Source organism: Vitiosangium sp. GDMCC 1.1324, from assembly GCF_003044305.1.
Taxonomy (GTDB): Bacteria; Myxococcota; Myxococcia; order Myxococcales; family Myxococcaceae; genus Archangium.
The window spans coordinates 63462-76281 of the sequence record NZ_PZOX01000026.1 but is presented as its reverse complement, the minus strand read 5'-3'; the positions used below and the strand labels follow the sequence as shown (position 1 = coordinate 76281).

General features: G+C 68.8%; 15 protein-coding genes. 3 read left to right on the top strand and 12 right to left on the bottom strand.

Annotated elements, in window-relative coordinates:
• Nucleotides 1-13: 13 nt before the first annotated feature.
• The 5 genes from DAT35_RS48030 to DAT35_RS48010 form a co-directional block, all read right to left on the bottom strand.
• Nucleotides 14-391, bottom strand: coding sequence for a hypothetical protein (locus tag DAT35_RS48030; protein WP_108076086.1), 378 nt, complete (start codon nucleotides 389-391; stop codon nucleotides 14-16).
• A gap of 176 nt (nucleotides 392-567) precedes the next feature.
• Nucleotides 568-750: a hypothetical protein gene (locus tag DAT35_RS48025; RefSeq protein ID WP_108076085.1), complete on the bottom strand. Its 183-nt coding sequence runs from the start codon at nucleotides 748-750 to the stop codon at nucleotides 568-570.
• Between the two features lie 90 nt (nucleotides 751-840).
• Nucleotides 841-1047 (bottom strand): cold-shock protein, encoded by a 207-nt coding sequence (locus DAT35_RS48020; protein ID WP_043411966.1) that lies wholly within the window; start codon nucleotides 1045-1047, stop codon nucleotides 841-843.
• Nucleotides 1048-1361: 314 nt separating this feature from the next.
• Nucleotides 1362-1829 (bottom strand): DUF2809 domain-containing protein, encoded by a 468-nt coding sequence (locus DAT35_RS48015; protein WP_108076084.1) that lies wholly within the window; start codon nucleotides 1827-1829, stop codon nucleotides 1362-1364.
• 45 nt (nucleotides 1830-1874) lie between these two features.
• Nucleotides 1875-2756 (bottom strand): tetratricopeptide repeat protein, encoded by an 882-nt coding sequence (locus tag DAT35_RS48010; RefSeq protein ID WP_108076083.1) that lies wholly within the window; start codon nucleotides 2754-2756, stop codon nucleotides 1875-1877.
• Nucleotides 2757-3215: 459 nt separating this feature from the next.
• Here DAT35_RS48010 and DAT35_RS48000 point away from each other — a divergent pair, with 459 nt between their 5' ends.
• Both DAT35_RS48000 and DAT35_RS47995 read left to right on the top strand, forming a co-directional pair.
• Nucleotides 3216-3899 (top strand): DUF4476 domain-containing protein, encoded by a 684-nt coding sequence (locus tag DAT35_RS48000; RefSeq protein WP_108076081.1) that lies wholly within the window; start codon nucleotides 3216-3218, stop codon nucleotides 3897-3899.
• Between the two features lie 125 nt (nucleotides 3900-4024).
• A complete protein-coding gene (locus DAT35_RS47995) occupies nucleotides 4025-5179 on the top strand; it encodes a dienelactone hydrolase family protein (RefSeq protein WP_233262140.1) in 1155 nt (384 codons plus the stop codon).
• A 21-nt stretch (nucleotides 5180-5200) separates the two neighbouring features.
• Here the strand turns inward: DAT35_RS47995 and DAT35_RS47990 are convergent, their stop codons facing one another.
• The 3 genes from DAT35_RS47990 to DAT35_RS47980 all read right to left on the bottom strand — a co-directional run bounded on the left by DAT35_RS47990 (nucleotide 5201) and on the right by DAT35_RS47980 (nucleotide 7050).
• The gene (locus tag DAT35_RS47990) at nucleotides 5201-5536 is read right to left on the bottom strand and encodes a TerB family tellurite resistance protein (protein WP_108076079.1); all 336 of its coding nucleotides are present in this window, start codon (nucleotides 5534-5536) and stop codon (nucleotides 5201-5203) included.
• Nucleotides 5537-5637: 101 nt separating this feature from the next.
• Entirely contained in the window at nucleotides 5638-6285 is a 648-nt protein-coding gene (locus tag DAT35_RS47985; RefSeq protein WP_108076078.1) for a hypothetical protein, read from the bottom strand.
• A 12-nt stretch (nucleotides 6286-6297) separates the two neighbouring features.
• Nucleotides 6298-7050, bottom strand: coding sequence for an endonuclease I family protein (locus tag DAT35_RS47980; RefSeq protein ID WP_108076077.1), 753 nt, complete (start codon nucleotides 7048-7050; stop codon nucleotides 6298-6300).
• A 107-nt stretch (nucleotides 7051-7157) separates the two neighbouring features.
• Between DAT35_RS47980 and DAT35_RS47975 the strand changes: the two genes are divergently transcribed.
• Entirely contained in the window at nucleotides 7158-8564 is a 1407-nt protein-coding gene (locus tag DAT35_RS47975) for a sigma 54-interacting transcriptional regulator (RefSeq protein WP_369946360.1), read from the top strand.
• 9 nt (nucleotides 8565-8573) lie between these two features.
• On the opposite strand, the gene DAT35_RS47970 is transcribed toward DAT35_RS47975, so the two are convergent.
• The 4 genes from DAT35_RS47970 to DAT35_RS47955 all read right to left on the bottom strand — a co-directional run bounded on the left by DAT35_RS47970 (nucleotide 8574) and on the right by DAT35_RS47955 (nucleotide 12753).
• Nucleotides 8574-8888, bottom strand: a complete 315-nt coding sequence (locus DAT35_RS47970; protein ID WP_146210176.1) for a hypothetical protein — start codon at nucleotides 8886-8888, stop codon at nucleotides 8574-8576.
• Between the two features lie 134 nt (nucleotides 8889-9022).
• Complete coding sequence (locus DAT35_RS47965; RefSeq protein ID WP_158502177.1) at nucleotides 9023-9439, bottom strand: hypothetical protein; 417 nt, start codon at nucleotides 9437-9439, stop codon at nucleotides 9023-9025.
• A 412-nt stretch (nucleotides 9440-9851) separates the two neighbouring features.
• Complete coding sequence (locus tag DAT35_RS47960; protein ID WP_108076074.1) at nucleotides 9852-11279, bottom strand: serine/threonine-protein kinase; 1428 nt, start codon at nucleotides 11277-11279, stop codon at nucleotides 9852-9854.
• A gap of 16 nt (nucleotides 11280-11295) precedes the next feature.
• Nucleotides 11296-12753, bottom strand: a complete 1458-nt coding sequence (locus DAT35_RS47955) for a hypothetical protein (RefSeq protein WP_108076073.1) — start codon at nucleotides 12751-12753, stop codon at nucleotides 11296-11298.
• Nucleotides 12754-12820: the final 67 nt, after the last annotated feature.

Genomic DNA, 12820 nt, shown 5'->3' with positions numbered 1-12820 from the left:
GCGCGAAGGCGCTTCACGGCACCGGCAGCGGAAGCGCGTGCAGCTCCGACGGCCAGTCCTCCTCCTTGGAGGGTTGCACCCGGGGCTCGCCGGAGGTGGGCTCGGAGGTGCCTGCCGGGGTCTCCTCCAGGATGTCGTGGAGCAGCGCGTCCGTGGCCTGGCGTGCGTCCTGGAGCGTCACGAGCTGGGCCTCATCGGTCTGCGCCTGCTCCTCGTCGGCCACCCGGATGACCGACACGGCCGAGGGCGGCATGACCCGGGGGACGCGTGGTGCCGCGGGCTCCCGGAGCGTGGCGGGTTGCTCGAAGACCGGTCTCTCGTGGGCCGGTGACAGCTCGGGGGCGTCAGGCTCCTCGACGCCGCTGTCGGTGCGCTCATGTCCCTTCGCCATGCTCTTCTCCCTTTCGAGCGTGGCTCACGCCTCCGCCTGTTGAATTCCGGAAGTAATGCATGGCGTCGGAGGGGAGTGGGGGCAAGGGCCGGCGGGAGCCCAGACGCACGAAGGGCCCAGAACCGGCATGCGGTTCTGAGCCCTGGCGGCGCACCGGGCGCCTGGCTGGCTGCTTCTCACATCTCGAGCGGCGGCTGGGGGCCAGGAATGATTCCGGCGATGTCCGGATCCTCATCGCCCGGCTGGCGGGGTGGCTTCGTGGCTTTCTCGCGCTGGCGCTCGGCCTTCTTGGACTCCTTGTCGCGCTGGCGCTGCTGGCGTGCCATTTCCTTCTGTCGCTTCGTAGACCTTCCCTGCATGGCTGCTCCGGGGAAAGAGGAAAAAAAGAAGCCCGGCCTCATTAGAGGCCGGGCCTCGTGCATACAAGATAGGGCGCCGGGCTCGCGCGATCAGCCGATCGGGCGAACGTTCTCGGCCTGGAGGCCCTTGGGCCCCTTCTTCACGTCGAACTCCACCTTCTGGCCCTCGGCCAGGGTGCGGAACCCGTCGGTCTGGATCGCGGTGTGGTGGCAGAACACGTCCGGGCCCCCGCTGTCCTGGGTGATGAAACCGAAGCCCTTCGCGTCGTTGAACCACTTCACGGTGCCACTTGCCATTGCTTTGAGTCTTTCTCCTACACAGCTGAGCGACCATCGCCCGACTGTCCGCTCACCGGAGCGCAGACCGGGCCTAACACCCTGTCCCTCGTGAAGTCGAGTCGGTAAATCCTCCAGACTTCGTTTTCACGACATTAGGTGTTTGGCGGCGATCACCAGAGAGAACACTTCCTGTAGGTTCCCTGTTCCTGGCGAACTGTAGGTTCCCTGTTCCTGGCGAACCTGGCCCCGGTGTCGTGAACCGGGCCTGGTCAGGCACCCTCGGCGAGCAATTGAGGGGCCAAGCAGCCATCCACCTGGAAACAGAGGCGATTTCAGGCCCGGATGCCGCTGGCGCCAGCAGGGTTGGAGGTGGGACTGCGCCGCCAGGAGAGCAGCAGCTCCGTGCCCGCGGCGAGCGCCACGCCCGCCGCGTAGCAGACGAGGTCGGAGGCGAGGAACCCCCGGCCCAGGACGAGGGCGGCGAAGCGGTTGGCCCGGAGCGCATCGAGCCAGGGCGTGTGGATGAGCTGGCTGAGCTCGACGAGCACGGAGAGGCCCAGGGCCCACGCCGCCGCGAGCCGGACTGGCAGGCGAGGCAAGGCGAAGATGAGGCACAGGTAGACCATGCTGGCCCACAGGGTGTCGCCCGCATAGTCGGTGAGGAAGCGAGGCAGGTGCGCCGCCGCCATCCGGGAGCGCGAGCCCAGGCCCAGTGCGACGACGAGGATCATCAAGAACAGCAGGAGCAGCCGCCCGCGCGTGGGCCGCACCTGCGCGCGTACATCGGAGCCAGGGCTCATGCGGGAGAGTCTACGCCACCCGCGACGGGCTCCCCGAGACTTCCATCACCCGCCACGCGCCTGAGCCGGAGCGCTCTCCCCCCGGAGGAAGGCGGAGAGATCGGGCCACTCGCAGCCGAGGTATTCGTACCCGGAGGCCCGGGCGGGCTTCTCGGGCAGGACGCATCCCGGCTTGAGCGGGACGAGTTGCCCCTCCAACCGGCTGCGGGCGAAGGCGTGGAGGACCGCCACCGCTCCCACGTCCAGCTCGGGCACGTTCTCCCTCGGGGTGTGCTGGATGCGCTTCACCGCTTCCACGTACTTCCCCTCGCGGCAGAGCATCACGGCCTGCGCCAGCATCGCATGGTCCGTCTTGTCGAACATGGGGCGCCGGATTTCCCCCACCCGGCGCCTGGCTTCGTACAGCTCACCGTACAGGGCCAGGATGAGCGCCAGCAGGGCCGGGCGCTGCGTGGCGCTCATCTTCCCCCATGCGAGGTGGGGGTCCTCACACAGGGCGAGCGCACGCGCGTAGTCCCCCTTGCGAAGCCAGGCGAGTGTGAGCCCGTAATGGCTCCAGGCCCGCTGGGCCTTCCTCCCGCCATACACCGCCACCTCGAAGGCGCGGATGGCCGCCTCGGGTCTTCCGGCCAGGAGCAGCTCCCAGCCCTGTCGTGCCAGGCGCTTCACCTGCCAGTGCCTCCACTGTTCCAGGGCCACGCCCATGCAGAAGAGGCTCGCGAGCACGAGGGGAACGGGGGCGCGGGCCGCCCCCAGGTTCACTTCCGGTGCGACGGAGATTGGCTGTCCGGAGAGAAGGAGGACGATGCCTCCGAAGCCGGTGAACATCAGTACGGTCGAGAGGAGCTGCAGCCCCCCGAGCCGGGTCTTGTGGGTCAGGCCCTGCGCGAGCGGAGGGCGGAAGCGGTGATGGGTGAGAGTCGTCATGTCCGGGCCCGGTGCAAGGGCGGGCCCAGACTCGCCTCGCGTTGCTACCGGGACTTGCACGCCCGGCATGTCCCGCCGCGGGATGCTCCGTCCGGAGGGCACGACGGCGGGAATCTCGTTGCAGCGCCAACGACGAGATGTCCGACGAGATGTCTGACACCTCCGACCCCGACGAGATGTCTGACACCTTCGCGGAGGACACCTTCGCGGAGCCGTCAGCCTCCGCCTACCCGTGTGTCCCGGCCGCTCTCCCGGTGCATGACGGATGTGCTCCCGGAATAGGCTCGTCCGTCACCATGAGGGCGACTCATGCCCGGGTGCCGCCCCGGGGGCTCGCTCGGGGCACCAGGACTGGCGCTCTCTGGCGTGGGTCCCGCGCGACCGTTTGAATGCCGACGCCCGCGACGCGTCTGAGTGGGCAGATGCAGCAAGGACTTACCCCAGAAGGATGACACTCCCATGAAGGCCCTCTTCGTCGCCATTACCCTGCTTACCGCCGTGACCGCCTCAGCCCAGACCGCCCCGACGATCGCTCCGCCTCCGGGCCAGGCCACGGGCAGTGCGCCTCCGACCTCGTCCGCCGCCGGGTTCCGCGGCGATGACAACGCCGAGTTCCGCCGCGGCCGGTTCAGCACCATGGTGGTGGTCGATCGCGAGGAGATGGAGCGGCGCCTCGCCAACCTGGAGGCCTTGATCGGCGAGGCCTTCGAGCGCGGTGGCCGCGGCGGGAGCCGGGGCAAGCTCCGCGAGGCCTACGAGGAGCTGAAGGACATCCGCGAGCAGCTCGCCGATGCCCCCGACGTGCGCGGCTACAACCCGCGTCCCACGCCGCCCCCTCCGCCTCCTCCCCCCGCGTATCAGCCCATCTCGGATGGCCGGCTGCAGAAGATCGTGAGCGCCATGTCGCGCGAGCCCTTCGGTGAGGACAAGATGAACGTCCTCGAGGGCGCTACCCAGGACAGCTACTTCCTCGTCAACCAGGTGCAGCAGGTGCTGTCCCAGTTCCAGTTCTCCAAGGATCGGCTGCAGGCGGTGCGGTTGCTGTGGTCGCGCGTCCTCGACCGGCAGAACGGCTTCCAGCTCTACAACGCCTTCCCGATGTCCAGTGACAAGGCCGAGCTGAAGCGCATCATCTCCGGCTGAGTCCGGAGTCGAAGTGGCTCCCACGGGGCCAGGCTCGCGGGGCGCGGATGCGCCGGCGGGTCTGGCCCTTCGTCTTTCCGGGTCCGGTGCAGACGCGCGTGTTCGCTGTTTGAATGCGTCCCCTCATGCGCCCCCGCTCCCGCAGAGTGCTGCTCTTCCTCCTCGGAGGACTGCTGCTCGCCGCCCTGCTGGCCGTCCCGCACTACCTGCGGGGGCTCTCCCTCGTGGCCCGCGCCGCCGGCATGAAGGGCGGCCTGGCCGAGCACCTCGCCCACTGGGGCACCGGTCCCTTCCGTGAAGAGGAGATCCAGGTGCCCTCGCGCCACGGGCCCCTGCGCACCCGCGTCTTCCGCCCCGAGCACCCCCACGGACGCACCGTCCTCCTCATCCCCGGCGTGCACGCGGGCGGCATCGACGAGCCCCGTCTGGTGCAGTTCGCCAGGATCCTCGCCGCCGGAGGGCTCACCGTCCTCACCCCCGAGCTACCCGACCTTCTCCAGTACCTCATCACTCCTCGCGAGCCGGACATGATTGAAGATGCCGCGCTCTGGGCCTCGTCCCGGCCGGACTTCGCGCCCGATGGCCGCGTGGGCCTCATGGGCATCAGCTTCTCCGGTGGGCTCTCCGTCGTCGCCGCTGGCCGGCCCTCGCTCGCGGACAGGGTCGCCTTCACCTTCTCCCTCGGGGGGCATGGCGACCTCGCGCGGGTGCTCACCTTCCTCTGCACCGGCATCGAGCCCGGTGGCCTCCACCGCCGACCCCATGACTACGGCGTGGCCATCATCCTGCTCAACGTGGCCGGGCAGATCGTTCCCCCCGAGCAGGTGGAGATGCTGCGCGAGGGCATCCTCACCTTCCTCCGGGCCTCGCACTTCGCCATGCACGACGCGCGGCGGGCGGAGGAGAGCTTCGCGGAGGCCAGGCGCATGCAATCGGAGATGCCCGAGCCCGCCGCCACGCTCATGAAGTACGTGAACGAGCGGGACGTCACCGCGCTCGGCGAGCGGCTGATGCCGTACGTGAGGGCCTTCGCCGACGACCCGTCGCTCTCGCCCGAGCGATCACCGCCTCCCCACTCGCCCGTGTTCCTGCTGCATGGCACGGACGACTCCGTCATCCCCGCCATCGAGTCTGTGCTCCTCGCGCGCTCCCTGGAGCCCCGGACGCGAGTGCATCTCCTGCTCTCGCCCCTCATCACCCACGCCGAGCTCGACCGGAAGATGGGGCCGCTCGAGGTCTGGCGGCTCGTCTCCTTCTGGTCGGCACTGCTCGCGGCCTGACGTGCCCGCTTCCGGTGCGCTTCAGGCCGGTGGCAGGCCCAGCAGCTCGCGAATCTGGGCGAGCATCTCCTCCTCGGAGAGGTGCACGTTGGCATCGCTCTCGATGAGGGTGCGCACCGTGGAGAGCACCTCGTCCGGGTGTTGGCGCAGCAGGCCCAGGTTCGGAGCCGGAAGGGGCTCGCCCAGCTCCAGGCATCGCTCGAGCCGTTGCAGCTCCGGCACGGGGAGCTTCCATCGCTGCGCCGCGCTCAGGAGCGCCCGGGCCTCGTTCGGGTCGAGCTCGTCGTCACTCCAGGCCACGTGCAGCAGCAGCTTGAGCAGCTCGGTGTAGAAGCGGTCGTCGGTCGGTGTCGTCATCCCAGGAGGTCTCCGCTTCCACAAGGTCGCGCGTTCCGGCGCTCGCGTCCATGCCTCGAATGCATGTCCCGAGGGCGGGCCGGCAGGCGAGCCTCGTCCGGCTACGCCCCCTGCCACATGAAGCGGAAAGGCGTGCCGCACTTCCCGCTCCGGCACCGGAAGAGGTAGCCCCGGCCGTTGTCCCCGAAGGCCAGTCCGAAGGGCATCGCCGCGAGCTGGGCCACGAAGCGCATGGGCTCGCCACAGCACTCGGGCGTCGCGTCCCCGTTCACCCAGCCCGCCACTCCGCCCACCTTGCTCTCGGGCGCTGCTTCCAGTGCCCGGTCCAGCGCGGCGAGCTGCTCGTCCGTGGCCGTGTTGATGTCCACCGAGAGCGCCTCGGTGTCCTCCCGGGCGGGGGCGAAGCCGAGGCTCCACTCCGCGTAGGGGATGCCCGAGGGCCGTGCCCCCTCCACCGAGGCCGGGCCCGCCTCCACCGCCACCGCCGCGTTGGCTCCCAGGTGCGCATCCCACCGGAGGCAGACGGTGTCCGGGTTCTCGCACTGGAAGACGTACACCGCGGCGAAGGGCGCCAGGTCCAGCCGTCCGGGCACATGCGGCAGTTGGAAGAGGAAGCGCATCGGCGTGCCACACGAGGCACACGCCGGCCAGCGCAGGGCACCCACGGGCTCCGGTGCGCCGCCCACCTTCGCGAGCGGCACTCCCGAGCCCCCGGGCACCAGGGCCCACAGCGGGGAGAGGTCAGCCATCACCCGAGCAGCCTAGAAGTCCGAGATGTCCCGCGCCAGCGAGGCGTCGTCCACGAAGGGGTTGCGGTTGCCCTGGTACTTCTCGATGGCGTCGTTGCGCGCGCGCTCCGCCGCGTCCACCTGATCCTGCACGTTCCACTGCTTGAGCACCGCCTCGTCCTGCGCGGGGATGGGCTTGCCGTACACCGTGGAGAAGTAGAAGAGGGCCCGCGCCACGTTGCCCTTGTGCGCGTCGGGTGGCTCGAAGACCTTGCGGCCCTGGGCGTCCGTGCCGAACTTCGCCCCGCCCTGGCTCCACTGCACGTTCTTCACCACTCCGAAGGGGTAGCTGCTGCGGATGCTGTTGGCCTTGCTGTCCGTGGGAAACAGGTGGTGCAGATCGCTCTTCGCCGCGCCCACCGCTCCCTGCGACTGCGGCCAGGTGTGCTCCACGTTCATGTCGGAGCTGTTGGGAATCTTGTCCGTGCGCAGCTCGCGGCCCGTGTACACGCACGCCACCTTGCCGTCATGGTTGTCCAGCGCGGTGAAGATGACCTTGCGCGCCTGGCTGTAGCCAAGGTCCTTGTGCTTGGCCACCGCGTCGTGCAGCGCCTGGATGAGCGCCTTGTCCTTCAGCCCCTCGAAGCGCGGGTCCCTCCCCGAGGGCTCGAAGACGTCCACCGGACCCTGGGCACCACCTGTCGCCGGGCGAGGGCTGGGACGGGGGGCCTCGGCGGCGGCCGGGATGATCGGACTGCGAGCGGCGGTGGTCGAGCGGACGAGCATGGGGGACCTGGTTTGGAGGCCTACATTGGCCCATACATGCTCAGGTTGTCGTGAATGCTCTCCAGGAGTTGCGTGAGAGCGACGCTTTTCCTGTTAGCATCCGCCCCATGCATCCCTTCGACCGAGGTCGCGGCGCACCCTCCCCCCAGAAGGAGGGGGGGACGCCGGATGCTTCACCCGAGCTTCCCGGAGCCGAGGACGTCAGTGTGACGCGGCCCTATGCGCACGCGCCGCGCTCCGCCGAGGTCCCCGCCGTCCGGCGATTCCTGCTCACCGTGGTGGAGGGCCCCGGCGCGGGGACTGTCTGGGACTCGGTGTCCGATGCGTGCTCCATCGGCTCGCACCCGAGCAACGACTTCACCCTCGATGACCCCACGGTGTCGCGCTTCCACTGCGAAATCCGCGTGGGCCCCAAGGGCGCGAGGGTGAAGGACCTCGACAGCACCAACGGCGTCATGCTCGATGGGGTGCAGGTGGCCGACGGGTACCTGCGCGGCGGCAGCCTGCTGCGCCTGGGCCGCGCGGTGGTGCGCTTCGACTACAGCTCCGACAGCAACCGGCTGCCCGTGTCCGAGCGCACGCGCTTCGGCTCGTTGGTAGGCACCTCGGTGCCGATGCGCATGTGCTTCGCCCTGCTGGAGCGCGCCGCCGCCCGCGAGGTGACGGTGCTGCTCGAGGGCGAGACGGGCACCGGCAAGAGCCAGGCGGCCCAGGCCATCCACCAGGAGAGCGCCCGCCGCGACAAGCCCTTCATCACCGTGGACTGTGGCGCCATTCCTCCGGACCTGCTGGAGAGCGAGCTGTTCGGCCACGAGAAGGGCTCCTTCACCGGCGCGGCCCAGCGGCGCATCGGCGCCTTCGAGGAGGCCCACGGCGGCACCGTCTTCCTCGACGAGATTGGCGAGCTGCCCGCCGAGCTCCAGCCCAAGCTGCTGCGCGTGCTGGAGGCGCGCGAAATCCGCCGCGTGGGCACCAACACCTACGTGCCCGTGGACGTGCGCATCATCGCCGCCACCAACCGGGACCTGCGCGCCGAGGTGAACGCGGGCCGGTTCCGCTCGGACCTCTTCTTCCGGCTGGCGGTGCTGCGCATTCCGCTGCCTCCGGTGCGCCAGCGGCCCGAGGACCTGCAGCTCCTGGTGGAGCAGATTCTGGACTCGCTGGGCGCGGATCCGGAGCGCACCAAGGCGCTGCGCTCGCATGGCTTCATCGCGCGGCTGGAGCAGGCGGCGTGGCCGGGCAACGTGCGCGAGCTGCGCAACTACCTGGAGCGCTGCCTCGTCTTCGAGGACACGCTGGCGCTGACGGATGTGGTGCCCACGGGCAGCCGCTTCGAGGTGGACCCGAAGGTGCCCTACGCCGACGCGAGGCGGCTTGCCCTGGACGACTTCGAGCGCCGCTACCTGCGCGCCCTGCTGGAGCTGCACCAGGGCAAGGTGTCCCAGGCGGCCGCCGGCGCGGACATGGACCGCGTCTACCTCTACCGCCTGCTGCGGCGGCACGGCATCAAGTGAGCTGACAGGTCACCAGGGGCCGAGCCCATCCAACTCCCGGCGGAGGATCCGCCCATCGACGCTGATGGCGTACGTGGCCCCAGCGTCGAGCATGCGCACGGTCTGACCACAGTTCTGCGGCTTGAAGTCGATCCGCACGAAGATGACGTCGTTTCTTCTCAGGGCCCGATACCTGTGTGAGGACTGCTTGCGCTCGCAGGGGAGCCCGGTCGGATCCGCTTCCAGGAAGTCATCCGCGGCGATGCGAATGGCCTCAAGTGTATGGCCATCCAGGTCTGTATCCAGCGGCAGGTCATAGTTGAACACGGGGAGCTGGATGCTCATGTCCTGATATTCGGGCTGCTCCCTTTTGCTTACACACGAACAGCCAAAGAGCGTCCCCAGCGTCTTGCATGGCCCATGAGCACACCCCGTGATGGAGATGCAGCAGAGCAGGAGCGCCGCTATCGAACGCATGTTCACTCCTCAAGCCTCTCGATCTTGATGTCGAATCCAGGAGGTTCTGGTTTTTCCCTCAGCAAGACCCGTCCATATTGTTTTTTCACCCAGCCCTGCTCAGGGTGTCTGCTCCACTTCAGCAGTTCACCCGTCCTGGGGTAGTAAAGATAGAAACCATCGCAGTTGGGCACTTCCGCAGTACTGCTTTGTGAGAAGAACGCAGCAATGCCAAGGTCGATCTTCTTGCCATGTGCCTGAACGGTCAGTCCGTGGAGCCTGGCCTCCTCCACGATGAATCCAATGTCATCGAAGGAGAGCTCGCTTCCCAGAGGGTGGTTGTGAACCGCGAAGACATATCCCAGGCTTTCGCTCGCGTAGCGCGGGTCGAGAACGTGGTCAGGCAGCTTGCACCTCATCTCCTTCTGGTTGGGATTCATAGCGACCAGACTCATCTCGTACTGACCCTCGGGAGTGAAATAGATCCAGGCGCAATACTCCTTCGGAACGCTACGGGCGAACCTGAGGCGTGGAGAAACTGGCCGGGTCGCGACGGCATTTTCATAGGACAAAATCTTCGGACATGCCGCCAGCAGGGCATCGGAGTAGGTCGGGAATGAGCCGAACCCCGGCATGGGTCCTGGAAGATAGCTTGCTCCCTCGGGTGGAACCAGGATGACTCCTGGCTGCTGCGCGGGTGCACAAGCCATGGGAACGAGCGCCAAGCCCGTCAAGAGGGAGGCCACGAGAACTCGCATGAGGTGGCGGAGGGTAGGGGGACCCTTCTGGACGGTCAATGCCACCGCGCGTGGACAGGTCGAGAGCGTGCCCGATTGGCAGCTCATTCGATGATTACGAGGACGTTCCCTTCCAGACGTGGCGCAGGCCCTCGCGGCCGGAGAGCACTCCCGTGGGGAAGGTGTCCTCCAGCCCCGAGAGCGCCGCTTCCGTCGCCAGCACGCCGTGGCCCGGGTGTCCCCCCGTCCAGGCCGACAGCCGCAACAGCCGGCCTCCTCCCAGGCCCGGTCTCCCCCCCGTGTTCGGCTTCAGCATCGCCGTGTCCACGTGCAGCGTGGGCGCCAGTGAAACTCGCGCCAGCTTCGCTTCCGCGTGGGGCTCCGCCGCCACCGCGAGTGCCAGCTCCAACACCCGCCGCCGCGCTTCCCGCTCGGCGTCCTCCGCATCCGGCAGCGCTGCGACCCCCAAGAGGAAGTTGCTCCCCTCCACCACCACCGCCAGCCCCAGTGCGTCCATCCTCGTCCGCGAGCGCTCCAGCAGCGCGTCCACCGCGTCCAGCGTCGTGTCGTCCACCTGCCCGTCGATGCGCGCCTCCACGTACAGCCCCACCGCCCGCACCTGTCTGGCCCGGTTCGCGCCTTCCCCCCTCACCGCGCGCCGCAGCGCCTCCAGCACCGCGTCCACGTCCGCGTACCGGTCCTCCCGCCGCTTCTCCAGGCACCGTCCCACCACCGCGTCCAGCGCCGCCGGCACCGGCGCACGCTCGCTCGCCCTCGGTACCGGCGCGTGCAGGTGCTGCTCCTCCAGTTCCACCAGTGTCGTCCCCTGGAAGGGCGGCCTCCCCGTGACGAGTTGGTACAGCAGCACTCCGAGTCCGTAGAGGTCCGTCCTCGCGTCCGGGGTCTCCCCTCGAATCTGCTCCGGCGCCATGGACAGCGGCGTGCCCAGCACCATCCCCGTGCTCGTCGCCGCCATGCCCGACTCCTGGGGCCCGAGCAGCTTCGCCACCCCGAAGTCCACCAGCTTCACCCCCAACCCCGCTCCCCCGGCCCGCACCACCACGTTCTGCGCCTTCAGGTCCCGGTGGATGACTCCCGCCCCGTGCGCCGCCCGCAGTGCCGAGCCCACCTGCTCCACCAGCTCCAGCGCCTCGCGCGCGGAGAAGGGCCCTCTCGCCGCCAGCTCCGCCGCCAGGTCCCTCCCCTCCAGCCACTCCATGGCGATGAAGGGCCGTCCATCCGGCAGCGTCCCGTGCTCGAGCACGTCCACGATGTGCGGGTGTCTCAGCCTCTTGAGCGTCTCCGCCTCCTGCTGGAAGCGGCGCAGCGCCCCTCGCGCGGCGGCGAACTGCGGCCTCATCACCTTCAGCGCCGCGGCGACTCCGGTACGCGCGTCCCGGGCGCGGTAGAGCGTCGACACGCTCCCCCAGTAGCGCGTGCTCTCGACGACGTAGCCGCCCACGAGCGCCCCCGGCGACAGCTCCTCGCCGTACATCGCCCGGGCCTCGGCTGCTCCGGGGGATTCGTCCCGCCTGTCCGTCATGCCGCGGGTACTCCCTCTACTTCGGCGTGCCGCGCCAGGTGCAGTACTCGGACGGGACGCCCGGCAGCAGCCCACACGGCTCGTGGAGGAACACGGTGATGGGCTCCTTCCACATATTCCCCTCCGAATCGTAGCACTCCTCGAAGTCCTTATCCCCCGACACCTCCAGACCATCCTCCTTCTTGCACTTCGAGGCCGGGTACGTCCGGTCCGTCCAGTCGATGCACGCGCCCGTCGGCTTGGCCGCGCAGTTGGACCCGGCAGACGGCAGCGCGCACACCCGGTACGACGCATACGCCGCCGCGTTGTTCCACTCCGGCGCCTGGCAGGAGAACATCTTCCTGTACACCGAGCCATGGACGACCTGGTTCTTGCCTCGGATTTCGCCGTTGTCCTCGACGTACACCTTCGCCGCCAGCGCCGAGGAGTCGAAGATGTTCCCGTAGTAGGCGCCCTCTCGGAACCCGTACACCGTGCTCTCCGACAGGCGATAGCTCGTGAACGCCGACGTGCTCGTCTCCACTGCCACCGTCACCGCGCCCACCAGCGTGCTGTCGTAGGGCGCGCTCATCACGTTGAAGTGGCCCGACGTCGGACAGGTGAACGTCACCGCGGGGTTGAGGCCGCTACACGTGCCCTGGCTGTCGGCCAGCTTGCGCTCGCTGCCCTGATCGCAACCGATGAGGTCGTCACACACGCGCAGCATCATGCGCGCGCCGCTCGACGAGCCCAGCGCCGAGCCCGTGCACTGGTCCGGTGCCTTGCCTCCCGCTCCCAGCCGCACCGTCTGCCCCGGCACGCACCGGCCGATGAAGTCCGCCTTCCAGCCACAGTCGCGGCTCATCGTGCTCTGCGCCGTCGTGCACGCGTTGAAGCTCGGCACCCGGCCTCCTCCCAGGTCCGGGTCGAACTCCACCGGCCGCGTCTGCGCCTCCAGTGGGAAGCGCCCGGGATGCTGCGCGTCCTCCCCTCGAATGGACAGCTCCACCCGGCGGCCGTAGGCGTTGTTGCGCGCCAGCAGACAGGAGGAGATCCGGTTCTTGCATTCGCTCGACGGGGCGCTGGTCTCCCACTCGGGGCACAGGCCCGCGAGCCCCTCCCATGTCTTCTGCGTGAGGGTGAGTGGATCCTTCCAGGCGATGCTGTTGCCCGCGGGGAGCGCGCAGCTCACCAGGTACGACATGAAGTGCTGCGCGTCCACGTCCCGGAGCTGCTGCCGGAGGTAGCCGTTGCCCGTCACCGGGTGGAACAGCTGCGCCAACCCGGAACCCACCAGGAGATCATTCGCCATGGGGTTGGTGGAGATGGCGTTGAGGACCAGCGCCTGTGTGGTGAGTGAGTTGGCCACCCGCATCCCCCGCTCCAGGGAGGTGGTTTCCTGTTCCTCGCTCCGGGTCAGGTCCTCCGGCTGACAGCCCGGAGCCCCCAGCAGCATGGCTACCCCCAGTGCGAGCGAGTGGAACCGAAAGTGCATGGAACGGCGGGAGGTCCTAGTTCGCGGGGAATTCATGCGAGGGCTCGATTGCACGGGGCGGGCCACC